Origin of the sequence: Martinezella calliandrae (assembly GCF_030272695.1) — a bacterium.
Lineage (GTDB): Bacteria > Pseudomonadota > Alphaproteobacteria > Rhizobiales > Rhizobiaceae > Rhizobium > Rhizobium calliandrae.
Genome location: NZ_JARFYN010000010.1, coordinates 54,087 through 77,070, shown reverse-complemented (window position 1 = coordinate 77,070; position 22,984 = coordinate 54,087). Strand labels below are relative to the sequence as shown.

Below are 22,984 nucleotides of genomic sequence, written 5' to 3'. Positions count from 1 at the left end.
TGCGACGACAATGGCTTCGCGAGGCCGTATTGGGAATTATTGAACGGCGCGCGCATGGCCCGCCAGGAGGGAGAAGCCGCGCCAAATTTTTCTTTTTCTTTTCCGCTGTTGAAAACGTTTTATACCGGTTCGAGAATTGCAAGCAACGCCAATGCATGCTCGAAACAGAATTGATAAAATTCTGTAAATAGTTGTTTAGGTGTTATTTTTTGTAGGAATTTCTATATTCGGCAATTTTCAGCCTACGCCAAAATTGCAACATCGGACTTGCCTAAATCAGAATAGATGATAACGTTTCAATTAAATTGAATAAAGGCTACAAAAGCCGGCATCCTGGGGAGGAGACCAATCATGACAAGTGAAGCTATAGCTGTGTCCAAAATCCGCCGTCGCGCCTTGCTTGCGGGTGCCGGCAGCGCCGTCATGCTCGCAATGACATCCAAACTGCAGGCTGAGGAGGCGATCAGCGGCGAGTTGGTGATCCTGAATTGGCTCGGCGGTACCGAGCTCGACATGATGCATGCGATCCAAAGGGGATTCCTCGCCAAACATCCCGGTGTGACCATTCGCGAGGTCGCCGTCACCGTCCAGGGCGACGCCCGCGGCGGGATCCGCGCGGCGCTTTTGAGCGGCGAGGTGGTCGATGTCATCATCAACACATGGCCCGCCTTCCGTAAGGAATTGGCCGATGCCGGCACGCTCCGGCCGATCGACGATCAATGGAAAGCCTTTGGCTGGGATAAGCTCATCAGTAAATCCTGGCGCGATCTGGGTTCAATCGGCGGTGCAACCTACGGCCTGACCTATACCTATGGCGACCGCTCAGGCATCTGGTTCAAGAAGGAGCATCTCGCAAAAGCCGGCATTACTGCACCTCCGAAAACCTGGGATGAATTTCTCGCCACCTTCCCGAAGCTGACACAGGCTGGTTTTGCCGCGCCCGTCGCCATACCCGGCAAATATTGGGCGCATGCCGAATGGTTCGAGAGCCTGCTCTTGCGTACTGCCGGCGTCGAAACGGCGACGAAACTTGCCGCGCACGAAATCTCTTGGACCGATCCCGTCGTAAAAACGGCTTTGATGAAATATGCCGATATGCTGAATGCCGGCTGTTGCGGCGCTTCCAACATCATGCTCGCCAATGACTGGGACGGCGAGGCCGACCAGATCTTTCAGGCCAATGCCAAGAACTACCTTCTCATCGGCATGTGGATGAACAACCGCGCGAAGAACGACTACAAACTGATTGAAGGAAAAGACTATTCTCTTTTCCAGTTCCCAGCACTCGGCATGGGTCACGACGACACGTCCAGCGTCGACGCGAAGGAGTTCCTGGTGACCTCGAACGGCGCCAATCCGAAGGCGGCCGATGCCTTCCTCGATTATTGGACCAGCGCCGAAGCCGCCAATATGCTCGCCAAGACCGGTTATGCCTCGCCGAGCAGCGCCACCGACGCCTCGCTCTACGGCGAAGCGCAGCAGGTCGCGACGAAGGCGGTGGCGAGCTCCAAGCTTCAGTTCGTGCTTGGCGATCTCCTGCCAGGCGACCTGGTCGATGAATACCGCGTACAGCTACAGAAGTTCCTGCAGAGCCCGACCGCGGCCAATGTCGATACGGTCCTGGCGGCAATCGAGGCCAAGGCCAGGAGCTCCTACTGATGGCCTCTCGCGTTCTCTCCCCCACGAGGGGAGCGGCGGGCGTACAGCAGAGCCCATCGCCGAGGATCGGCAGCCAACTCAGACAGGCGACCGTTCATCGGCGGCAGCTCGGACAAACGCCCGCCGCTCTCATCCTGATAGCGCCTGTGATCGTGCTCTTCGCGATTGCGGTCATCTATCCGCTGGAGGAGACGATCCGGCTGAGCTTGTGGGACATACAGGGGCTGAAGAAGCCGACCTTCGTCGGCTTCGGCAACTACATCAAGTTGTTTGCCGATCCGGCCTTCCGCAACACCTTGGTCACGACCCTGATCTTTACGCTCGGCACGACAGCCGTCTCGGTCGGCATCGGCTGGGTGCTGGCGATGCTTTGCGCCTTTGCCCCTCGCGAGACGGCGATCTTTCGTGCCATGATCTTCGCGGCCTTCGGCATTTCGGAGGCGGTATCCGGCTATATCTGGATCGGTATTTACCGCCCGGATACGGGTGGCCTGTTGAACTCGATCATCCAATGGTTCGGCATGCCGGGGTTTGCCCATGCCTGGCTGGGTGACGCAAACACCGCCCTATGGGCGCTGATGGTCGCTGCCGCCTGGAGCGGCGTCGGCCTGCCTTTGATGCTGATCTTCGCCGCCATCCAGGCCATCCCGAAATCGGTGCTCGAGGCCGCCTATATGGACGGCGCCAAACCACTGTCCACCATGCGCCATATCATGGCGCCGCTCTCCATGCCCGGCGTCCGCGTCGCCGTCTTCATCAATCTGCTGACAGCCCTGCGCGCCTTCGACATCATCTATATTTTGACGGGCGGCGGCCCGGTGCGTTCGACCGAGACGGTCGGATACTTCATGTACCGCGAATCCATGACCCAATTCAAATTGGGTTACGGCGCAGCCGCCACCGTTATACTTCTCATTGCGGTGCTGATCGTCTCCATACCGGCGATCCTTCAGAGAACGGCAGGTGCGCGATGATCGGCCGAGCACCCAAATGGATCGTCATCGTCGTTGGCGTCGTCGCCTTCATTTGGGTGATCCCGATCATTGGCATCGTCGTCACCTCGCTGCGGCCGGCGGGCAGCTCCGCGCTCGGCTGGTGGCGCTTCGAGCATTTCGATCTGACACTCGACGCCTGGATACGTGTCTGGGACAAATATCCGCTCGCGCAGTCGCTTTGGGTCACGGTGCAGACCGCCGGCATTGCGACGCTTGCCACCATGATCCTGACGCCGGCGGCTGCCTATGCCTTCCATTTCCTCAAATTCCCATTGCGCCGCACGCTGCTGATCCTCATCATCAATGCCTTCGTACTGCCGCAGCAAGTGGTGATCATCCCGCTGTTTACGCTGTGGCGCGACATGGGCCTTATCGACAACATCCTGTCGGTGCTGATCCCCTATGTCGGTCTGTCGTTTGCCTGGTCGATCTTCCTCGTCAAAAATTTCTTCGAAGATTTTCCCTATGAGCTGATCGAGGCCGCCAAGGTCGACGGGTGCGGCCCGCTCTCGACGTTCCGCCACATCGTCCTGCCGAACAGCCTGTCGCCGATCTTCGCCGTTGGCATTCTGCAATTCCTATGGACCTGGAACGCACTGCTGCTGCCGATGTTGTTCCTGCGCTCGAACATTCCGCTGCCTGTGCTGCTCGCCCGCATCTCCGGCAGCTACGACACCAACTGGGATCTACGGTCGGTGGCTGCAATTTTCACCACCATTATGCCCCTCGTCGTCTTCCTCGTTTTCCAACGTCAATTCGCCGCCGGCTCGAAAACCAAGACCGGAGCAAAGGAATAATCATGCCTGCCACGACCAACAAGCCGCTGCGTTACCGCCAGATTCATCTCGATTTTCATACCTCGGAGCATATTCCCGGCATCGGTGCCGAGTTCGATCCCGACAATTTCGTCGATACGCTCAAGAAGGCGCATGTGGATTCGATCACCATCTTCGCAAAGTGCCATCACGGCTGGTCCTATTACCCGACCAAAGTGGGAAAGCCGCATCCGCATCTCGCCCGGCCGGATCTCTTAGGCGACATGGTGAAGGCGCTGGCTGCGGCCGATATCGAAAGCCCGATCTATATTTCGGTGCAATGGGATGAACTGTCGGCGCGCGAGCATCCGGAATGGCGGGCCATGAGCGCGTCCAACCGCTATCATCATGCCCTGCCAGCAGACCCCTCCAGCGGCAAACAACTCAGCCCCGCCTGGCACACCCTCTGCCTCAATCATGAAGGGCTTCGAAAATACATTCTCGATCAGGCGCGCGAAGTGGCGCAGCAATACCCGACGCAAGGGCTGTTCTTCGACATCATCCTGACGCCGGATTGCGTCTGCCCAGCCTGTGTCGAGCGCATGCAGTGCAAGGGCCTTGATCCGGAAAATCCCGCCGACCGGCTGAAGAACGACGAAGCGGTTAACGAGCAGTTTCGTCGCGAAACCAGCGAAGCGCTGTTTGCCGAATTTCCGGGCCTTCGCGTCTTCTACAATTGCGGCCACATCCACAAGCAGGGACCGGAGCGCTTCTCCACCTATTCGCACCTGGAACTGGAGAGCCTACCGACGGGCGGATGGGGTTATGATCACTTCCCCTCCAGCGCCCGCTACGCGGCGACGCTCGGCATGGACTTCCTGGCCCATACCGGCAAGTTCCACACCTCCTGGGGCGAGTTCGGTGGTTTCAAGCACCCGGACGCACTTGAGTACGAATGCGCACAGATGGTGGCGCTCGGTTCAAAATGCCTGGTTGGCGACCAGCTTCACCCGAATGGCGCCATCAATCCCGACACCTATAAATCCATCGCGGCCGCCTATGCCCGCGTCGAAAAACTCGAGCCTTTCCTGGAAGGCGCAAAGCAGGTCTCCGAAATCGCCATTGTCTCGGCAGAACACATGTCACCATCGGGCGCGCGCAACCATCCAAGCGACGATGGCGCCGCACAGATGCTGCAGGAACTGCAGCGGCCTTTCGACGTGATCGATCTTTCGGCCCGTTTCGAAAATTACCGCCTGCTGGTCCTGCCCGACGAAATCCCGGTCAATGCCGCTCTCGCAAGCCGGCTCAAAGCCTATCTTGCCGGGGGTGGCAAGCTTATTGCCTCCTGGCATTCCGGCCTTGGCGAAAACGGGGCCTTCGCAATCGATATGGGCATTGCCCGTGCCGGCGGCGCCGTCGCGTTCAAGCCGAGTTACGTCAAAGCGGGCAAAGCGCTCGACCCGGACATGCCGGAAAGCGCCTTTGTTTTCTACGATGATGCCGAAACCGTGAAGGCAGGAGAAGCCACCCTGCTAGCGGAGATTTATCCGTCCTACTTCAACCGCTCCTACAAACATTACTCCTCCCATCAGCACGCGCCGGACGACCCGGCGGCCGCACCTTTGGGAGCGGCGGTGACGGAGCATAATGGTGCTGCCTACATTGCCTACCCGATCTTCAGGCTCTACCGGGCGATGGGCCAGCCACTCTACAAATATATCGTGCGCGGCCTGCTCGATCGATTGATTCCCGATCCGGCTATGGTGACGGACCTGCCATCGTCTGGACGCGCAACGCTGGCGCGACAGATCGACCAGCACCGTCATATCCTGCACCTGCTTTATGGCCCGCCTCAGATTCGCGGCAAGGACGTACGTGGCGATGATGGCTCGACGCGGATGATGGAGATGATCGAGGATATTCCATCGATCGGCCCGGTGACCGCCAAGGTCCGCCTCCCGTCCGCCCCGAGCCGCGTCTACGATGCACTGACTGGGGCGGATATAGCCTGGAACACGAGCGACGACGGTACCGTCAGCGTCACCGTACCGCGCCTGCGCATTCATACCGCCGTGGTCTTCGAGGGGACCTGATGGCCAGTTCCGCCATGAGGCCGGCGCAAATTTCGCTCGCGGCTCGCGCATATGGCGGGCTGCTAGCGACTGGGCTATACGACGGGCAGATGCGCCTTTGCGCGTCTACCCTCATTAGCCAGCTTTGGAGCCCACTTCACATGTCAGAGACAACGGATCGAACAACGGCTAAGCGGCGGAGCGCGACCATCATCGATGTCGCCAAGGCCGCCAATGTCGCTGTCGGCACGGTGTCGCGCTATCTCAACGGGCAGACCATCCGCCGCTCGAACCGCGAGCAGATCGAAACCGCGATCCACGATCTCGGCTATCGGCGTAACGCCGCCGCCGCCTCGATCCGGACCGATCTTACGCATATGATCGGTTTTTTGGTGCCGACCTTCGACGAATTTCATGCGCGCATGCTGGAGCATCTGGCCCGTTCCGTGCGCCAGACCGGGCGGGCGCTCATCACCTATTGCCATGGCGGTGATCCTCGCATCGTCGCCGAAGCGCTCGATTTCTTCGCCGCCCAGCGCGTCGATGCGCTTGTCATGGACGGAACGGCGGAGGTCTACCACCGCGTCGACGATCTTATCACTCATGATGTGCCGATCATCTTCTACAACAACGACGTCAAAGGGCTCGCCGCCGATCGGGTCATGGTCGAAAATCAGAAGGCGAGCTATCGCGTCGTCAAGCATCTGATCGACCTCGGCCATCAGCGCATCGGCATGCTGACGGGTAATCCCGCCAACTCCTCGGCCGTCGAGCGCCTTCTAGGCTATGAGCAAGCGCTCACCGAACATGGGCTGCCGATAGAACCTGTGCTCACGGTGCGCGGCAACTGGGTGTACGAGGGCGGCTATCAGGCGACCAAACGCCTGATGCAGCTCGAGACGCCACCGACGGCGATCTTCGCGGCCAACTACAATATGGCGATGGGCGCGCTTGGCTGGTTCAAGGAGAGCGGCCTGCGAGTGCCCAACGATATTTCCCTCGTCAGCTTCGACGATGTCGACATTTTTCGCCTTTTCGATGCCGGGATCACGGCGGTGGCACAGCCTGTCGCCAGGATCGCCGATACGATTACCGACATTCTGGTGGAGCGCCTGGCCGACCCTTCAGGGAGCCACAACCGCACAACTGTTCTGGAATGCGACATCATCCTGCGAGGCTCGACGCGGCGACTGACATAGTGACTGACACAAAGGGCAGGGTAGGGAGGACGCCATGGCCAGCCTGGAATTGCAAAATATCGATAAGTCCTACGGGGCGCTGCGCGTTATTGAGGGCCTGAACCTTGCGGTGGACGACGGCTCTCTCACCGTTTTCGTCGGCCCTTCCGGCTGCGGAAAATCAACGCTGCTGCGCATGATCGCTGGGCTGGAAGAGATCACTGGCGGCGATCTCTTGATCGACGGGCGGCAGATGAACAAGGCCGATCCGATCCAGCGCGGCATCGCCATGGTGTTCCAGAACTATGCGCTCTATCCGCATATGACGGTCGAGCAGAATATCGGATTTTCGCTGCGCATGGCCGGCGTCGATAAGGCGGAGATCGCCCGCAACGTCGCTTCGGCTGCCGCCACACTGCAGATTGAACCGCTCTTGAAGCGCAAGCCGGCGCAGCTGTCCGGCGGCCAACGCCAGCGCGTGGCCATAGGGCGGGCGATCGTGCGCGAACCCGCCGTCTTCCTGTTCGATGAGCCGCTGTCGAACCTCGACGCCGAATTGCGGGTCTCCATGCGCGTCGAGATCGCTAAGCTGCATCGCAAGATCGGCGCGACGATGATCTATGTCACCCACGACCAGACGGAAGCGATGACGCTGGCCGACAAGATCGTCGTCATGCGCAGTGGCCAGATCGAACAGGCGGGTACGCCGGACACTCTCTATCGAGACCCGGACAATCTATTCGTGGCCGGTTTCATCGGCTCGCCGCGGATGAATTTCCTGGAAGGAACACTCGGTTCCGACGGCACGGTGACGCTGGCTGCAGGCGGCTCGTTTCGTTCGGGCGTCATCGCTCCCGACCAACCGGTAAAGGTCGGCATCCGACCGGAACATTTTACCGTAACCAGTGAAGCCGATGGTACGATCGGGATGCGTATCGATGTCATCGAAAATCTCGGCGGCACGCGATATCTCTACGGCACGCTCGCCTCCGGCGAGACCGTCATCGTTGAAGATCGCTCCGAAGAGAGTATCCGCAACACCGAGACCATCACCGTCGGCTTCTCCTCCAAAAAGCCGTTGCTTTTCGGTGCCGATAGCAAACGCATTCGGCCGCAGATGAAACATTAGCGACTATACTGCCGGAAACTCGCTGCGCTCGGCGAGCCGCCAATAGGCTTCGACTGCGTAGAGCACGGTCCGCATTTGCGCTTCGTGGCAATCGATGAAGGTCTGGTCGTAGACCGTCTCGTCGGTCGCCTCGGTAATGATCGTCAGCGGCGCCTGATAGAGTGCACTGACCTGCTTCAATATGGGGATGCCGTAGCGCACCTCGAACGGGGCGTTCGGCATGTGTTGCCGCACACAATCGATCTGCTTGGCGTTGAAGGCGACGAGGGCCTTGTCGTCTGCAAGCCTTCGGACCACCTCGTCAAGCAACGCCTCGCCGATCGTTTCCCAGCCGGGATGCGTGCAGATGATCAGGAAAAAGCCCTTGGGGATCGTCCAGAGCTCGAAACCGCGTGGCAGGTAGCCGGACATCGGCCGTGTCCATTCATGCGAAGGGTAGCCGTGCAGGTTAAGATGAAGCTTTGCGGAAGATAGTGCCAGGGCTGTTGTGCGCGCATCACGCTCATAGGCCGGGGCGGGGACAGTGAAAGAGGGGTCGTCGCCAAAGGCGGTGTAGCGGGCGGCGTGATGCATGTGGAACGGGTTTTCGACAATCAGCCTCTGATGCAGCTCATAGCCGTCGACATTCTCGACGGGGATGATAGCGAAATGTGATTTGGGATCGGCGGCGAGCACCTGCGCCGCTCTTAACGCGCCGACCGGACCGCTGGTCTCATTGGCGTGTTGGCCGGAGGAGATGAGGACGGCAGGGCCGGTGCCCTTGTGATAACGCCCGAGCACATCGCGACCCTCGCGCGAAACGGCTTTGATCGGCTCGCCCTCGATCTTGGATAGTTCGCTTCGAACCTGGCCGATCTTGAGCGGCCGTCCAGCGGTTTTGATGGCGATGTCGGGACCTGTCGTCTCTTCATGCTCGCCGAAATCCTCTAGGGTCATCACGATCCGCGGATCGGCCTTGGCAGCACGAATATCCGGCACGACTTGGCCGGGCCTTGCTCCGCTACGGCCGCCCATGGCGCCCATTTCCGCATTCAGGCATTCGCGCAAGGTGAAGAACAGGTCCTCGTGCATGGCTTCGCGCAGGCTGATGCTTTCGCTGCCAAAATCCAGATCGAGATCATTGGCCGGCAGGTCGACGGTAATGCGCAGCCGGTCGAAATATGGCTGCTGCCGCTCCCAATGATGTTGCTTGACCGCATCGACGGCGGCAAGAAACAAGGTTTCGAAATCTGACTTCAGGCGCTGCCCGGCATCGGCGATACCGACAGCCCGCCGCCAGCCGCAGCAACGCAGCACCGGCGTGCCGACATGATCGTCCTCGACGATGTTCGGCGCGAAAACGGCATGCGTGCCTGTTTCACCGGCTTTGGTGGTGAGGCTAACGTCATAGACGAGATCGAGATCGTTGGCGCGGAAGGATATCTCGGCATCGCCGACGAGCGCCGCCAAGGGATAGGCCTCGATAAGGAAACGATGGGGATCGGCGGCGGCATGAACGGGATAGCCGACCTCGATCCGGGCGAGGGAAGACATATCGACCTCTTCCAGAAAGAAATAGACCAATGGCTTGTAGGCGCTGCGGATGCGCGCCTTGATGCCGGCCGCAGCGAGTTTTTCTTCCGCTGCCTTGCGTGACGGGCCGTCGTCGAATAGCCAGGCCTCGACCGGCTGGCTCGGTGGACTGGAAAGCAGGAGAGAGACCAGGGCGTCGAGCGTGCGCGCAACATCGAGATTGAGAATGGTGGTCATTTTTCCCCCGTCGGATCGAGATAGTCGCGAAGCCAGTCGCCGAGCAGATTGAGCCCGAGGACGGTGAACATGATGGCAAAGCCCGAAAAGACACTGACCCACCAAGCTTTCTGAGGTCCGGCCGTCGGCCAGCATACCGCCAAAGCTCGGTTTAGTCGCATCGAGGCGGAGGCCGACGAAGGTCAGGCTGCTTTCGAGCAGTATGTTGTTGGCGACCTTGAGCTCGATGTCCTCTGATGCAGCAACATCGCTTCGTTGATCTGGTCGCCGATCGAAAAGACCGGATCGAGTGAGGTCATCGGATCCTGGAAGATCATGGCGATCTCGCCGCCGCTGATGCGGCCGCCGGAATAGAAGGTGAGGCGCATGGTCGCTCGTGACGTCACCGATTTGCCAGACCCGGATTCGCCGACGATCGCGAGCGTCTTGCCCGCGTGGGCGTCGAAACTGAGCGACTTCACGGCCTGAAAGGCAGAAAACCTTTGAGGAAAGTCTACCGATAGCGAGCGAACCGAAAGAAGGGGATAACAAGGATCAGTTCGCGTATTGGTCAGAAGGCTCATAAGGTTGCTGCTGACCTCGCTGCCTGCTCGTAATAGCCCGACAGCGCCCTCAAATGTGATGCTATGTCGGAAAGATCGCTCTGAGAGAGGCCAGAAACCTTGGTGGCCTCGACCAGAAGCCGCTCGCGGATTTCAAAATAGCGTGTCAACGCCTCCAGTCCCTTGTCGGTCACCTGGATCATCTTTTCCTTACCGGTCTTGCCGGTCTTGACGAGGCCGGCAGCCTCCAATTTCTTCACGGCGTAGTTGGCGACATGGGTATCTTCGATGTCGAGCACGAGGCAGAGATCGGACAAAGTCTTCGGCCGCCCCCGGTGACGCACTGAATGAATGATCAGGATTTCGACAGGCGAGAGGCTGGGCACGCCGGCCGCAGCCATGCAGCGAACCATCCAGCGGTTAAATGCATGCGAGAAAAGGATCAATCCATACTCAAGTTCGGAGAGGGCCGGAGAACTGCCCCCCGCCAGATGAGCGGACGACACGATCAATTCACGGGGAGATTTCCGTTCCTGAGGCTTATCCAAAGAGCTCTCGCATAACCGGATTGAAGTACGTCAAGCAGACTATCCGACAAAGACAATTTGTCAATAAATTATCGCTAAGATTCAACCATGTTCGACCGGCCTTTTTGGAGCGCACACGACCATAGCCAAGCCAGCCACGAGGGGATCATTAGGCCTCCGGTTTGCCGTATCCGCCGCCCGTCGGCGTGACGACGGTGAAGGCCTCGCCGGCGTCCAATACCGTATGGGCAGCGCCGATCAGCTCCTCGAGGGTACCGTCGTTACGCCGGACATAATTGCGGCCGGTCTCGCCCGGCTCACCGCCCTTGGTGCCGAACGGAGCGACGCGGCGATGGCCGGAGAGTATCGCGAATTCGAGCTTCTCGCGGGTCCGGATGGTGCGCTGCGTACCGTTGCCGGCGCTCCACTTGCCGCGTCCGCCGGAATTCGGCCGAATATGGAAATCTTCCAGCACTACCGGAAAGCGGGTCTCGAGAATTTCCGGGTCGGTCAGGCGCGAATTGGTCATGTGCGTGTGCACCGCATCGGCGCCGTTGAAGCCCGGGCCGGCGGGCGCGCCGGAACAGATTGTCTCGTAATATTGATAGGCATCGTTGCCGAAGGTGAGGTTGTTCATCGTGCCTTGGGCGGCTGCAAGTGTGCCGACCGCACCGAACAAGCAGTTGGTAACAGCCTGGCTGACCTCGACATTGCCAGCGACGACGGCCGCCGGAAATTTCGGCGTTAGCATCGTGCCATCGGGGATGATGATCCGAATCGGCCTGAGGCAACCGGCGTTCATCGGGATATCGGCTTTTACCAGCACGCGGAACACATAGAGCACGGCGGCGCGGGTCACCGGGGCCGGCGCATTGAAATTGTCGGAGCGCTGCTCCGAGGTGCCGGTAAAATCCACCGTCGCCTCGCGCTTATCCTTGTCGATCGAAATCTTGACGACGATCTTGCAGCCCTGATCCATCTCATAGCTGAACTCACCGTCCGGTAGGCGATCGAGAACGCGGCGCACGCTTTCGGCCGCATTGTCCTGGACATGGCCCATATAGGCGTCGACCACCTCTTCCCCGAAGAGCGTGATCATCTTTTTCAGCTCGGCGACGCCCTTCTCATTGGCGGCGACCTGCGCTTTCAGATCGTTGACGTTCTGCGCCAGCGTGCGGACCGGATAGCGCGCGCCGGTCAAGAGCTTTGCAAGCTCGTCTTCGCAGAAGCGGCCTCGATCGAGCAGCTTGAAATTGTCGATATAGACGCCTTCCTCCTCGATATGGGTGGCAAGCGGCGACATGGAGCCGGGCGAGATGCCGCCGATATCGGCGTGATGGCCGCGGCTGGCGACCCAGAAACGAATGTCTTTGCCGGCATCGTCAAAGACGGGCGTGCAGACGGTCAAGTCCGGCAGATGCGTGCCGCCATTATAAGGCGCGTTGATCAGGAAGACGTCGCCGGGATGGATGACCGGATTTTCCCGGATGGCAGTTGCGACCGAGGCGTCCATGGAGCCGAGATGCACCGGCATATGCGGCGCATTGGCGACGAGATTGCCTTCGGCATCGAAGACGGCGCAGGAGAAGTCCAGCCGCTCCTTGATATTGACGGAATAGGCGGTGTTTTGCAGCGTCACGCCCATCTGCTCGGCGATCGACATGAAGAGATTATTGAAGATCTCCAGCATCACCGGATCGGCTTTCGTGCCGATAGCGGTGCGTTCCGGCAATGCCTTGACGCGGGTCAGAACGATGTGGTCCTTCGTCGTCAACTTCGCCTGCCAGCCATCCTCGATGACGATGGTCTGGTTCGGCTCGATGACAATTGCCGGTCCAGTCACAGTCTGGCCGGGCAGGATCGCCTCGCGCAGCACGACGGCCGCGTCATGGCTTTCGCCTTGCGAATGGAAGGACGTCCGGCGGACCGCGGTGGCTTCGCCTTTGCCTGCCTCTTTCCGCTGGATTTCGATCTCGGCGGCGGCACCTCCGATCGTCTCGATTTCGACCGCCTCCACCACCAGCGGCTTATCCTCGGCGACGAAGCCGAAGCGGCGTTTGTGTAGCATTTCGAATTCGTTGCGCAGCCGCGCGAAATCGTCGATCGCAGGGAAGGTGACTTCAACCGCCAGCATCGTATCCGTACCGGCATAGCGGATGTGAGCGCGCTGGACCGTGCGAATATCGGCCGCTGGCACGCCTTGCGCTTGCAGTTCCGGCACGCATTCGCCCTGCAATTGGCCGCCCAATGTGGCAATGGCCGCCGGGGCCGTATCATCGAGCAATACGCCGAGCGCCTTCTGTCGCGTCGCTCTGATATCGGCGAGACCCATGCCATAGGCCGACAGCAGACCAGACATCGGATGCAGCAGAATGCTTTTCATGCCGAGCGCGTCAGCGACCAGGCAGGCATGTTGTCCGCCGGCGCCGCCGAAGCAGTTGAGGGCGTAGCGCGTCACGTCATAGCCGCGCTGCACCGAAATCTTCTTGATCGCCTCGACCATATTGGCAACGGCGATGCGGATGAAACCGTCGGCGACTTCTTCCGGGCTGCGACCGTCGTCAATTTCGGCGGCCAGTGCGGCGAACTTGCCGCGCACGGTTTCGACATCCAGCGGCTGATCCTGGCTCGGCCCGAAGATCGCCGGGAAGAATTCCGGCAGCAATTTGCCAGTCATGACATTGGCATCGGTCACCGCCAAGGGGCCGCCATTGCGATAACAGGCGGGGCCTGGAAAAGCGCCGGCAGAATCCGGGCCGATACGAAAACGGTCGCCGTCGAAATGCAGGATCGAGCCGCCGCCGGCGGCTACCGTATGGATCAGCATCATCGGTGCACGGACGCGAACGCCAGCGACTTCCGTCTCGAAAGCGCGCTCATACTCGCCGTCGAAATGCGCCACATCCGTCGACGTGCCACCCATGTCGAAGCCGATGACATCGGCAAACCCAGCCTGCTCACCCGTCTTGGCAAGACCGACTACTCCGCCCGCCGGGCCGGAGAGGATGGCGTCCTTGCCCTGGAACAGGTCGGCAGCAGTCAGTCCGCCGGACGACATCATGAACATGACGCGCGCACCTGTGCGAGCAATATCGAGTTCTTGCGAAACCTGGTTGATGTAACGGCCGAGCACCGGCGAAAGATAGGCATCGACCACGGTCGTGTCGCCGCGGCCGACCAGCTTGATCAGCGGCGAGACTTCGTTACTGACCGAGACTTGCTCGAAACCGAGACGTCTTGCGATCGCGGCAACGGCTGCTTCATGCGCCGGGAATTTATAGGCATGCATGAAGACGATCGCGATGGCGCGATATCCCTTGGCGCGCAGATCCCGCAATGCCGCTTCCGCCGCCTGTTCGCTGAGGGCAAGCTCCACCGTCCCATCGGCTAGCACGCGCTCCTCAATCTCCACCACATCGTCGTAGAGCGCTTCGGGCTTGACGATTTCGGTCGCGAAGATCTTCTTGCGCTCTTGATAGCCGATGCGCAGCGCGTCGCGGAATCCCTTGGTCGTCATCAGCGCCAGACGCTCACCCTTGCGCTCCAGGAGTGCGTTGGTGGCAACTGTTGTGCCCATGCGCACCTCGCCGATCAAACCAGCCGGGATCGGCTCGCCATCCGTCAGGCCGAGATGCAGGCGGATGCCGTAGACGGCGGCGTCGCGATAGGCGTCGGGGTTTTCCGAAAGGACCTTGCGGGCGTGCAATTCGCCTGAGGGGTCGCGTCCGACGATATCGGTGAAAGTGCCACCGCGATCGATCCAGAAATCCCAATGACCCGCTGCGCTGCCTGACAAGACCGCCTCCACCAACCCGTTCAGATATTCACTAAGAAAATATCGATAAATCGTCGATGTTTTATCGTCAAGAGTGAACGATGATCGTGAGGATATTCCCATGCACGAGCGTCGGCCCAAGCGCCTAATGCAGGCCGCCGACGCCGAGCAGGCGCTCGACGGCATCATGGTCTTGCGACAGCCCGCTGGGCGTCCCTTGCCAGGCAAGCCGCCCACGCTCGAGGATGATTACCTGATCGGCAAAATCCAGCGCGCTCTGAATACGTTGCTCGACCAATAGGATGGTCATGTCGCCGGTTTTGGCGAGATTGGCGAAAGCGACCATCAGTTCTTCGCAGATCACCGGCGCCAATCCCTCCAACGGCTCATCGAGGAGAAGCACGGAGGGGCGGCCAAGGATGGTGCGGGCCGTCGACAGCATCTGTTGTTCCCCGCCGGAGAGCTGGTTGCCGAGATTTCTGCGCCGTTCCTTAAGGCGCGGAAACATGTCGTAGGCTTCCTGCAAGGCGGTCTTCGGACGGCCTTTCAAACCGACGGAGAGGTTTTCCTCGACCGTCAACGTTTTGAAGACATCGCGCGTCTGCGGCACGTAGCCGAGGCCTTGATGCGCGCGCTTGGCGCTCGGAAGGCCGGTCACGTCGGTGCTGCCCAGGCTGATCCGGCCGTCGTAGCGGCGCGTCTGGCCGGCGAGCGTCGCAAGAAGCGTCGTCTTGCCCATGCCGTTGCGGCCGAGCACGGCAAGGCGCGCGCCGGCGGCAACGCAAAAAGAGACAGCTTCGAGCACCCGCGTCGGCCCATAGCCGGCGCACAGATTTTCGACTTCAAGCGGCATGGCCGGCATTGGCGTAGCTCCCCAGATAGGCTTCGCGCACGCGCGCATCCTTGGTGACATCGGCAGGCGAACCGTCGAAAATGATAGTGCCTGCGGCCAATACGACGACGCGTTTGGCGAAGCGGAAGACCAGGTCCATGTCGTGCTCGATCATCAGCACGGCAAGATCGCCGGGCAAGTCGGCGAGCGCCTGCTCGATGCGGCCGGTATCGCTCTGCGGCACGCCGGCAGCGGGTTCATCGAGCAGCAGCACCTTCGGCTTCAATGCCATGGCGACAGCGATCTCCAACAACCGCTGCTGGCCATAGGCAATCTCGCTGACCTTGCGATGCATGAGATCGCCGAGACCCAATGTGGCGAGCAGATCGCTGGCCTCGGCCATGACATCGTGCATGGCCAGGAAATTGCCGAACATCTGGCCGGAGCGGCCGGAACGCTGCAGCACAGCCAGCCCGACATGCTCGGCCGGCGTCATATCTTGAAAGAGGCGCGTCACCTGGAACGAACGCACCAGCCCACGCCGGACGCGACCAATAGCGTCGACCTTGGTCACCGTCTCGCCACCGAGGCGGACCGCACCGGAATCCGGTCGCAGATTGCCGGCAACCAGGTTGACGAAGGTGGTCTTGCCGGCGCCATTCGGCCCGATCAACGCTACACGATCGCCCGGCGCCATCGACAGGCTGACATCATTGGTCACGGTCAGCCCACCGAACGCTTTCCCCAGATGATCAACCTCGAAGATCGCGCTCATGAACGGGCCTCCCGGCGGCGAGCGAGATAGGCCGTAGCCGTGCCGTAGATGCCCTTCGGCGCGAACAAGACGACAAGGATCAGCAGCAGGCCGACGATGGTCAACCAATGGAAGGGATTGGCGGCCGAGACATAGTCTTCGAACAGCATGAAGATTACGGTGCCGGCGAGCGCCCCGAACAACGAGCCGGTGCCCCCGAGCACGAGCATGACCAGCGCCTCCGCCGACTGGGTGAAGGACAGGCTGTCGAGGCCGACCACCTGCGTGGAGATTGCGTTCAGCGCGCCGCCGACCCCGGCGACGGCTCCGGAGATGACATACATCCTGATTAGCGCTGTCTTTGGAGACGCGCCCATAGCTCTAATTCGCAAGGGATCTTCCTTGATACCGCGGCAAAGCATGCCGAAGGGTGATCGCACAAGAAAACGAAGCAGGATCAATATGATCAGAAGAAGTGCTACGGCATAGATATAAGCCGTATGTCCATAGAGATCGAAGTCGAACAGGCCGAACAATGGATCGGCGGAGATGCCTGAAAGACCGTCGCTGCCGCCGGTCCAGTCCGAGGCCTTGTTTGCGAATTCGTGGAAGAGGTAGATCAACGAGATCGACAGCACCAGCTGCGGCAGGCCCTGCGCTCTGAGGATGACCGTGCCGCAGATCAACCCGGCGATCGCTCCGCCAATGATGCCGGCCAGCGTCATGACAACGGGATCGTTGATGCCGTAATGCGCCGATACGATACCCGCGGCATAGGCGCCAGCCCCGAAGAGGGCAGCATGACCGAGCGTCGCGACGCCGCAATAGCCGGTCACGAGATCGAGCGACAAAACCAGCAGGGCGATGGCGATCAACCGTGTCAGAAGCGCGAGATTGTCGGGAAACAGCAGATAGCCGACTGCCGCCAACACGAGGACGACCGCTATGGCAATGGCGTCGCGACCGAGTGCCTGGCGTTTGCTGGCGGCAGCGACGGCTGCGCTATCCATGGTCAGTGCCATATCACTTAGCCCTTCCTGCAAGGCCGCGCGGGAAGATGCAGACGATCGCGATCACGGCAAGATAGAAGAAGAATTCGCCGTATTCCGGCATCAGGTAACGGCCTGTCGTATCGATGCACCCAAGGATCAGACAGGCAAGCAGGGCCCCGGAAATAGAGCCGGCGCCGCCGACCGAAACGACCACGAGGAAGGTTACCATATAACGCAGCGCATAATAGGGCTCGACCGGCAGGAGCTCGGCACCGACGACACCGCCGAAAGCGGCAAGCCCGACCGCGACGGCGAAGCTGACCGCATAAACGATCTCGGTGCGCACACCGAGGGCCGCCGCCATCGAAGCATTGTCGACCGAGGCGCGGAGTTTTACGCCGAACGAGGTCTTCTCGATCGTGTACCACAGCGCCAGCGCAACGATGAGCCCGCAGACGATCGCAAAAAGACGATGCGTGCCTAGAGTGCGGAAGCCGAGATCGACGGAGCCCTGTAGCTCGTTCGGCAAGGGAATGGTCTTCAAGGTCGGACCAAAGACATAGTTGGCGATCCCGATGATGCAGAAGGTAATGCCGATGGTCATCAGCACTTGCGTCAATTCCGGCGCCCCATAGATGCGCCGGTAAAGCAGTCGCTCTATCGGGACGGAGATGATCACCGTGCCAACCACAGCGAGCAGCACCGCAGCCGCATAGCCGATGCCGAGATCATGCGCCGCATAGGAGGCGATATAGCCACCGATCATGGCGAAGGCGCCATGCGCCAGATTGACGACACGCATCAGCCCCATGGTGATGGACAGGCCGATGGAAATCACGAACAGCACCATGCCGTAGGCGAGGGCATCCACTGCTATGCTAAGCACGGTTTGCATGATGATGGTCCGAATATCTCTTGCAGTGCTGTCTTGATCTTCCTCCACCAGAGCGCGAGCAAGCCGCCCGCTCCATAAGCCCTTGGGAGGATAGGGCGAAGGCCGACTTTACTTCGCAGCCGCCAGACCGGGATCGCCTTGCTTTTCGAAGGTCTGGATTTCCTTGTTGATATACGTGCCGTCGGCAGTCTTGGCGACCTCGCGCAGATAGATGTTCTGGGTGATATGCCGGCTGTCCGGATCGATGGTGACCGGGCCGCGCGGGCTGACCCAGGAAAGGCCCTTGACCGCATCGACGGCCTTCTGCGCATCCTGCTTGCCGCCGGTCGCCTCGATCATCTTGTAGATGACATGCATGCCGTCAAAAGCGCCGACGGCGGGGAAGGTGAGCTCGGCCGGATTGCCGATCGCCTTGTCAGCGGCCGCGATGAAGGCCTTGTTTTCCGGAGAGTCGTGCGAGATCGAATAATGGAAGGTCGTCTGCATGCCGAGCGCCGCGTCGCCGAGCGCCGGCAGGTCGGATTCCTGCGTCAGGTCGCCGGGCGAAAACAGCTTGATGCCAGCGCTTTTCAGGCCGTTTTCGTTGTAGGCCTTGACGAAACCGAGCGTGGTCGGACCAGAGGGCAGGAAGGCGAAGACGCCCTGGGCGCCGGAATCCTTGATGCGCTGCATGATCGGGCTGAAGTCATTGGTCGACAACGGCATGCGGATAGTCTCAACGACCCGACCGCCTGCCTTCTCGAAGCCCGTCTTGAAGGCATTCTCGGCATCAATGCCAGGACCGTAATCGCTGACGACGGAGATGATTTTGTTGACACCGCTGTCATGCGCGACCTTGGCGATCGGCGTCGAGGTCTGCCAGGTCGTAAACGAGGTGCGCACCACCAACGGGCTTTTGGTGACGATTGCTGATGTGGCCGCATTCATGATCACCATCGGCACATTCGCCTGCTTGAGGATCGGCGTCACCGCCATGGCATCCGGCGTGAAGTAGAAGCCGGCGAGATACTGCACGTGATCTTTGACGACCAGTTCCTGCGCGGAGGATTTTGATTGCGCCGGGTCGGCTTGCGGCACGTCGCGGTAGATCACCTCGATCTCGTTGTCGCCGACCTTGTTGCCATGCATCGCCATATAGGCATCGATGCCGGCCTTGAAATTCTTGCCCTGCAGGGCGAATGGGCCGGAAAATGGACCAATGACACCAACCTTGATCGTGTCGGCATAGGCTGCGCTACCCATGGCAATAGTTGCGATTGCGGCCAAAACGAACCGTCTCATATTTTCTCCTCCCTCTGCCAGCCTGCTCCCGGGCCAGCTTGCTTTGATGAACTTCCGTGACTGCCAATCTGGCATGTGAAATGGTAATGTAAAATGAAATAAAAGCTCATATTCATAATTCCCAGGTTATGTTTTGTGCCTGGATTTCAAGCTTAAGAAGCCACCCCCAGCTGTTTTACATTGCCGATCAGTTCATGGGTCAATCGCAGCGACGCAGCCGTCGCCATCGCCATCGGCGGCAATAGCAACCATTCGAGTGTCCAGGCAGCGCCCGAGCGTTCCTGTTCGTGCACCAGGGATTGGTGGATGCCGGAAAGCTGGACTGCATTGAAACGGGCAAGCGACACCAGTGCCTCGGCGGCGACCGGGTTCTGTTTGTGCGGCATGGCTGAAGAGCCGCCGCCGCCGCCGAGTTCGATTTCGCCTCCGGCCTGGGCGAGCAGGGCGATATCCTGGCCGATCTTGCCAAGGCTGCCTGAAATCAGGGAGAACAGACCGGCCAACTCGGCGATCCTGCCGCGTTGGTTCTGCCATTGCGGCTCGTCGGTGAGGTCCAGCTCCTGTGCCAACGACGCGCGCACGGCCGCCGCCTGGACCCCGAGTTTTTCCAATGTGCCAGCCGCGCCGCCGAATTGGATTGGAAATGTCTCCTGCGTTAGCCGGTCACGATATTTCTCCAGCGGATCGCGCCAGCTGCGCAGCCGGTCCGACACCGTGATCGGTATGGCAGCCTGCATGCGGGTGTGGCCCATCAGGCGATTTGCACCATACTGCTTGTCGAGATTTCCCAGCGCCGCCGTAATGGCGAAAAGACGGCCGGTGAACAGGAAGGCGACCGCCTTGAGGCGGATCATCAGGCTGGTGTCGATGACATCCTGGCTGGTGGCGGCGAAATGCACATGCTGGGCAGCCCCGCCACCAACGGCTCTGCGCAATTGCTTCACGAGATCCGGGACCACGACGCCATCCATCGCCGTTGCCGACTTCAGGCTGGCAATGTCGGGTTGGAAATGCGTACAAACCTCAACAATTCGCTGCGCTGCTGCCTGCGGAACAAGGCCGTGCCGCACCTCGGCTTTCGCCAACGCCGCCTCGAAGGCAAGCATGGCACGGATATCTGCTTCCACTGAAAAATAAGTGGACACCTCCTCGTCGCCGAGGAGGCCGGAGAGAAACGGGTGGTCGAAGGCAGAAATGCTCATGGGCTATATATCGAGGAAAACCGTTTCCTTGTCGCCCTGCAAATGCACGTCGAAGGTATAGACCGATCTTTCCTGGCTGGCGATCAGAGTGGCGACGCGGTCGCGATGTTCAATGCGGGCAAGCATGGGGTCCTCCGCATTAGCGTCAGCCTCGTCCGGAAAATACATGCGTGTCTGCAGGCCGATATTGATGCCGCGGGCAACAATCCAGAACGTAATATGCGGTGCCATTCGACGGCCGTCCTTATAGGGTACGCGGCCCGGCTTCACCGTCTCGAAGCTGAAGACGCCGTCCTCGGCGCTGGTCGGGCAGCGGCCCCAGCCGCTGAAATTCGGATCGGCTGTTCCGCGCAATTCCGAAGGGCTATTGTAGAGCCCAACGCTGTCGGCCTGCCATATTTCGACGACGGCATCTTTCACCGGTGTGTCGGCGCCGTCGAAAATGCGACCCCTGACCGTGATGCGTTCCCCAATCGTCTTGTCGTTGACCATGGATGTCCCGAGATCGGTGGCATAGACGCCACCGATACCGCAAAAATTCGGCGTCAGACCGATGTGAACGTAAGGACCGGCCGTCTGGGACGGCGTTTCCTTGAGATAACCGAGTTCCTGCACCATCAGTTGCCCTCCAACCGGTTTTCGAACAATGTCGAGCGACGGCCGCGCAGCACGATGTCGAATTTATACGCGCGCGCATCCATTGGAATGGTATTGCCCCAGTCAAGTGGCGCGATGAGTTGTTCGACCGCGCTTTTGTCCGGGATCGTGCCGACGATTGGACATTTCCAGATCATCGGATCGCCCTCGAAATACATCTGCGTAATCAGCCGCTGCGCAAAGCCATGGCCAAAGACCGAGAAGTGAATATGCGCAGGCCGCCAGTCGTTGACGCCGTTCGGCCAGGGATAGGCGCCGGGCCGGACGGTACGGAATGCGTAATGGCCGTCCTCGTCGGTAATGGCCCGGCCGCAGCCGCCGAAATTCGGATCGATGGCGGCGAGATAAGTCTCTTTCTTGTGGCGATACCGCCCGCCGGCATTGGCTTGCCAGAATTCCAGCAGGACGCCCGGAACCGGCCGGCGGCGCTCATCGAGCACGCGGCCATGCACGATAATGCGTTCGCCGATCGCACTTTCGCCCGGCTTGGCGAAGTTATGGATCAGGTCGTTGTCCATTTCGCCGAGGATCGAATGTCCGAACACTGGTCCGGTGATTTCGGAGATTGTTCCGTCCAGCGACAGGAGCGCCCGTTGTGGCGAGCGCAGCACCGAGGTCTTGTAACCGGGGGTGAAGGCCGGTGCATGCCAAGCACGATCGCGGGCGAAAAAGGCGCCGGTTTCCGGCCTGCTGTTGGTTTTGTCAGACATTTGTGCCTCGCTTCAAGCCGTCTCTTCGGCGTCCATCTGTTCGAAAACCTGCTTGGCGATCTTGATCGCGTGATTGGCGGCCGGCACGCCGGCATAGATCGCCACGTGCAATAGCGCGTCGCAGACATCCTCGCGTGTTGCACCGGTGTTGCTCGTGGCACGGACATGCATCGCCACCTCGTCATCCTGACCGAGCGCTGCCAGAAGCGCGATCGTCACGATCGAGCGCTCGCGCTTGCTGAGCGTCGGACGCGACCAGACATGACCCCAGGCCGCCTCCGTGATCAGTTCTTGGAACGGCCGGTCGAAATCCGTCGATCCCGATTGGGTGCGGTCGACATGACTGTCGCCAAGAACGGCGCGTCGCGTCGCCATGCCTTGACGGTAGCGTTCGGACGGAGCGAGGGGATCATTCATGGGCCTTTTTCTCCATGCAAGGCGAAATCGATGAAACGGATGACAGCGGTCAGGGCCTCGGGTTGCTCGACACAGGGGATATGTCCCGCGTCCTTGATCACCTCGTAGCGCGCGTTGGGGATGAGCTTGGCCATCGACAGCACCAGTTCCGGCGGCGTCGAGCCGTCGTGATCGCCAACGATGCAGACGGTCGGCACCGCAATCCTCTTCGCCGCCTCGGTGAAATTGGCGTCACGAAGAGCGGCGCAAGTGGCGACATAGCCTTCGACCGGCTGGCGGATCAGCATGTTGCGGTAGCCACCGAAAGCAATGTTCTCGGGACGGCGAAAAGCGGGCGTAAACCAAAGCTCGAGCACACCGTCGGCAATTGCCTCGATACCCTCGGCTTCGACCTTGGCGATGCGGCTGTCCCAGCTTGCGGTGGTGCCGATCTTATGGGCCGTGTCGGAAAGGATCAGCGCCCGCACCAAATCCGGCCGTCGCTGATAGAGCGACTGCGCTATCAAACCACCGACCGAGAGGCCGCAGATAACGGCACTTTTAACCGCGAGAAGATCGAGCAGCGCGGCAAGATCGGTCGCATGATCCTCCATCGTATAGGGCATCTGGCCGAGATCGGAGAGGCCGTGGCCACGCTTGTCGTAGAGCACGATGGCAAAATCACCCGCCAGCCGCACGATCACATCACGCCAGATACGGAAATCGGTGCCGAGCGAATTGACAAAGACCAGGACCGGCTTGTCGCCGGTCGCACCGATGATCTGGTAGTGGATCGTGACGTCGTTGATACGGGCGAACTGCATCGAAAATCTCCTCGGCGATGAGATTGGAGGTTTAATCTGGTTAGGTAAAATGATATT

At 60.1% G+C, this 22,984-nt stretch carries 20 protein-coding genes and 1 pseudogene; 6 read left to right on the top strand and 15 right to left on the bottom strand.

Features of this window, described 5'->3' with window-relative positions; translation table 11 throughout:
* Window positions 1-351: 351 nt before the first annotated feature.
* The 6 genes from PY650_RS09995 (at window position 352) to PY650_RS09970 (ending at window position 7,791) form a co-directional block, all read left to right on the top strand.
* A complete protein-coding gene (locus PY650_RS09995) occupies window positions 352-1,659 on the top strand; it encodes an ABC transporter substrate-binding protein (protein ID WP_285879014.1) in 1,308 nt (435 codons plus the stop codon).
* Entirely contained in the window at window positions 1,659-2,633 is a 975-nt protein-coding gene (locus PY650_RS09990; protein ID WP_285879012.1) for a carbohydrate ABC transporter permease, read from the top strand. The genes PY650_RS09995 and PY650_RS09990 overlap by 1 nt, the downstream gene beginning before the upstream one ends.
* A complete protein-coding gene (locus tag PY650_RS09985) occupies window positions 2,630-3,451 on the top strand; it encodes a carbohydrate ABC transporter permease (protein WP_285879011.1) in 822 nt (273 codons plus the stop codon). The genes PY650_RS09990 and PY650_RS09985 overlap by 4 nt, the downstream gene beginning before the upstream one ends.
* Window positions 3,452-3,453: 2 nt before the next feature.
* Window positions 3,454-5,505: an alpha-amylase family protein gene (locus PY650_RS09980; protein ID WP_285879010.1), complete on the top strand. Its 2,052-nt coding sequence runs from the start codon at window positions 3,454-3,456 to the stop codon at window positions 5,503-5,505.
* Between the two features lie 140 nt (window positions 5,506-5,645).
* Window positions 5,646-6,683, top strand: coding sequence for a LacI family DNA-binding transcriptional regulator (locus PY650_RS09975; protein ID WP_285879009.1), 1,038 nt, complete (start codon window positions 5,646-5,648; stop codon window positions 6,681-6,683).
* Window positions 6,684-6,717: 34 nt separating this feature from the next.
* Complete coding sequence (locus PY650_RS09970) at window positions 6,718-7,791, top strand: ABC transporter ATP-binding protein (protein WP_285879007.1); 1,074 nt, start codon at window positions 6,718-6,720, stop codon at window positions 7,789-7,791.
* Between the two features lie 3 nt (window positions 7,792-7,794).
* On the opposite strand, the gene PY650_RS09965 is transcribed toward PY650_RS09970, so the two are convergent.
* The 15 genes and pseudogenes from PY650_RS09965 to pcaD form a co-directional block, all read right to left on the bottom strand.
* Complete coding sequence (locus PY650_RS09965; RefSeq protein WP_285879005.1) at window positions 7,795-9,540, bottom strand: M14 family zinc carboxypeptidase; 1,746 nt, start codon at window positions 9,538-9,540, stop codon at window positions 7,795-7,797.
* A pseudogene (locus PY650_RS09960) lies at window positions 9,537-9,762 on the bottom strand (ABC transporter permease); the annotation flags it as partial. The gene PY650_RS09965 and the pseudogene PY650_RS09960, both read right to left, overlap by 4 nt.
* Window positions 9,723-10,103: an ATP-binding cassette domain-containing protein gene (locus tag PY650_RS09955; RefSeq protein ID WP_349644486.1), complete on the bottom strand. Its 381-nt coding sequence runs from the start codon at window positions 10,101-10,103 to the stop codon at window positions 9,723-9,725. The pseudogene PY650_RS09960 and the gene PY650_RS09955, both read right to left, overlap by 40 nt.
* Window positions 10,100-10,630: a winged helix DNA-binding protein gene (locus tag PY650_RS09950; protein ID WP_285879004.1), complete on the bottom strand. Its 531-nt coding sequence runs from the start codon at window positions 10,628-10,630 to the stop codon at window positions 10,100-10,102. Before PY650_RS09950 ends, PY650_RS09955 begins: the two co-directional genes overlap by 4 nt.
* A gap of 148 nt (window positions 10,631-10,778) precedes the next feature.
* Window positions 10,779-14,405, bottom strand: a complete 3,627-nt coding sequence (locus PY650_RS09945; RefSeq protein WP_285879003.1) for a hydantoinase B/oxoprolinase family protein — start codon at window positions 14,403-14,405, stop codon at window positions 10,779-10,781.
* 124 nt (window positions 14,406-14,529) lie between these two features.
* Window positions 14,530-15,246, bottom strand: a complete 717-nt coding sequence (locus PY650_RS09940; RefSeq protein ID WP_285879002.1) for an ABC transporter ATP-binding protein — start codon at window positions 15,244-15,246, stop codon at window positions 14,530-14,532.
* Window positions 15,227-15,991 carry an ABC transporter ATP-binding protein gene (locus tag PY650_RS09935; RefSeq protein WP_285879000.1) on the bottom strand — a complete coding sequence of 255 codons (765 nt, stop codon included), beginning with the start codon at window positions 15,989-15,991 and terminating at the stop codon, window positions 15,227-15,229. Before PY650_RS09935 ends, PY650_RS09940 begins: the two co-directional genes overlap by 20 nt.
* Window positions 15,988-16,992: a branched-chain amino acid ABC transporter permease gene (locus PY650_RS09930; protein ID WP_285878999.1), complete on the bottom strand. Its 1,005-nt coding sequence runs from the start codon at window positions 16,990-16,992 to the stop codon at window positions 15,988-15,990. The genes PY650_RS09935 and PY650_RS09930 overlap by 4 nt, the downstream gene beginning before the upstream one ends.
* Window position 16,993: 1 nt before the next feature.
* Window positions 16,994-17,857, bottom strand: coding sequence for a branched-chain amino acid ABC transporter permease (locus PY650_RS09925; RefSeq protein WP_285878998.1), 864 nt, complete (start codon window positions 17,855-17,857; stop codon window positions 16,994-16,996).
* 108 nt (window positions 17,858-17,965) lie between these two features.
* A complete protein-coding gene (locus PY650_RS09920) occupies window positions 17,966-19,138 on the bottom strand; it encodes an ABC transporter substrate-binding protein (RefSeq protein WP_285878997.1) in 1,173 nt (390 codons plus the stop codon).
* 152 nt (window positions 19,139-19,290) lie between these two features.
* Window positions 19,291-20,340, bottom strand: a complete 1,050-nt coding sequence (locus PY650_RS09915; protein ID WP_285878996.1) for a 3-carboxy-cis,cis-muconate cycloisomerase — start codon at window positions 20,338-20,340, stop codon at window positions 19,291-19,293.
* 3 nt (window positions 20,341-20,343) lie between these two features.
* Entirely contained in the window at window positions 20,344-20,955 is a 612-nt protein-coding gene (pcaG, locus tag PY650_RS09910; protein ID WP_285879167.1) for a protocatechuate 3,4-dioxygenase subunit alpha, read from the bottom strand.
* 2 nt (window positions 20,956-20,957) lie between these two features.
* The gene (gene pcaH / locus PY650_RS09905) at window positions 20,958-21,707 is read right to left on the bottom strand and encodes a protocatechuate 3,4-dioxygenase subunit beta (RefSeq protein ID WP_285878995.1); all 750 of its coding nucleotides are present in this window, start codon (window positions 21,705-21,707) and stop codon (window positions 20,958-20,960) included.
* A gap of 12 nt (window positions 21,708-21,719) precedes the next feature.
* Window positions 21,720-22,124, bottom strand: a complete 405-nt coding sequence (gene pcaC / locus PY650_RS09900) for a 4-carboxymuconolactone decarboxylase (RefSeq protein WP_285878994.1) — start codon at window positions 22,122-22,124, stop codon at window positions 21,720-21,722.
* Entirely contained in the window at window positions 22,121-22,927 is an 807-nt protein-coding gene (gene pcaD / locus PY650_RS09895; RefSeq protein WP_285878993.1) for a 3-oxoadipate enol-lactonase, read from the bottom strand. The genes pcaC and pcaD overlap by 4 nt, the downstream gene beginning before the upstream one ends.
* Window positions 22,928-22,984 lie beyond the last annotated feature (57 nt).

Coding starts and splice junctions, on each gene's coding strand:
- pcaH (WP_285878995.1), bottom strand. CDS start 21,707: ATGTCTGACAAAACCAACAGCAGGCCGGAAACCGGCGCCTTTTTCGCC.
- PY650_RS09930 (WP_285878999.1), bottom strand. CDS start 16,992: ATGGCACTGACCATGGATAGCGCAGCCGTCGCTGCCGCCAGCAAACGC.
- PY650_RS09965 (WP_285879005.1), bottom strand. CDS start 9,540: ATGACCACCATTCTCAATCTCGATGTTGCGCGCACGCTCGACGCCCTG.
- PY650_RS09970 (WP_285879007.1), top strand. CDS start 6,718: ATGGCCAGCCTGGAATTGCAAAATATCGATAAGTCCTACGGGGCGCTG.
- PY650_RS09915 (WP_285878996.1), bottom strand. CDS start 20,340: ATGAGCATTTCTGCCTTCGACCACCCGTTTCTCTCCGGCCTCCTCGGC.
- PY650_RS09925 (WP_285878998.1), bottom strand. CDS start 17,857: ATGCAAACCGTGCTTAGCATAGCAGTGGATGCCCTCGCCTACGGCATG.
- PY650_RS09935 (WP_285879000.1), bottom strand. CDS start 15,991: ATGAGCGCGATCTTCGAGGTTGATCATCTGGGGAAAGCGTTCGGTGGG.
- PY650_RS09980 (WP_285879010.1), top strand. CDS start 3,454: ATGCCTGCCACGACCAACAAGCCGCTGCGTTACCGCCAGATTCATCTC.
- PY650_RS09940 (WP_285879002.1), bottom strand. CDS start 15,246: ATGCCGGCCATGCCGCTTGAAGTCGAAAATCTGTGCGCCGGCTATGGG.
- PY650_RS09955 (WP_349644486.1), bottom strand. CDS start 10,103: ATGAGCCTTCTGACCAATACGCGAACTGATCCTTGTTATCCCCTTCTT.
- PY650_RS09995 (WP_285879014.1), top strand. CDS start 352: ATGACAAGTGAAGCTATAGCTGTGTCCAAAATCCGCCGTCGCGCCTTG.
- pcaC (WP_285878994.1), bottom strand. CDS start 22,124: ATGAATGATCCCCTCGCTCCGTCCGAACGCTACCGTCAAGGCATGGCG.
- PY650_RS09990 (WP_285879012.1), top strand. CDS start 1,659: ATGGCCTCTCGCGTTCTCTCCCCCACGAGGGGAGCGGCGGGCGTACAG.
- PY650_RS09920 (WP_285878997.1), bottom strand. CDS start 19,138: ATGAGACGGTTCGTTTTGGCCGCAATCGCAACTATTGCCATGGGTAGC.
- PY650_RS09975 (WP_285879009.1), top strand. CDS start 5,646: ATGTCAGAGACAACGGATCGAACAACGGCTAAGCGGCGGAGCGCGACC.
- pcaD (WP_285878993.1), bottom strand. CDS start 22,927: ATGCAGTTCGCCCGTATCAACGACGTCACGATCCACTACCAGATCATC.
- PY650_RS09985 (WP_285879011.1), top strand. CDS start 2,630: ATGATCGGCCGAGCACCCAAATGGATCGTCATCGTCGTTGGCGTCGTC.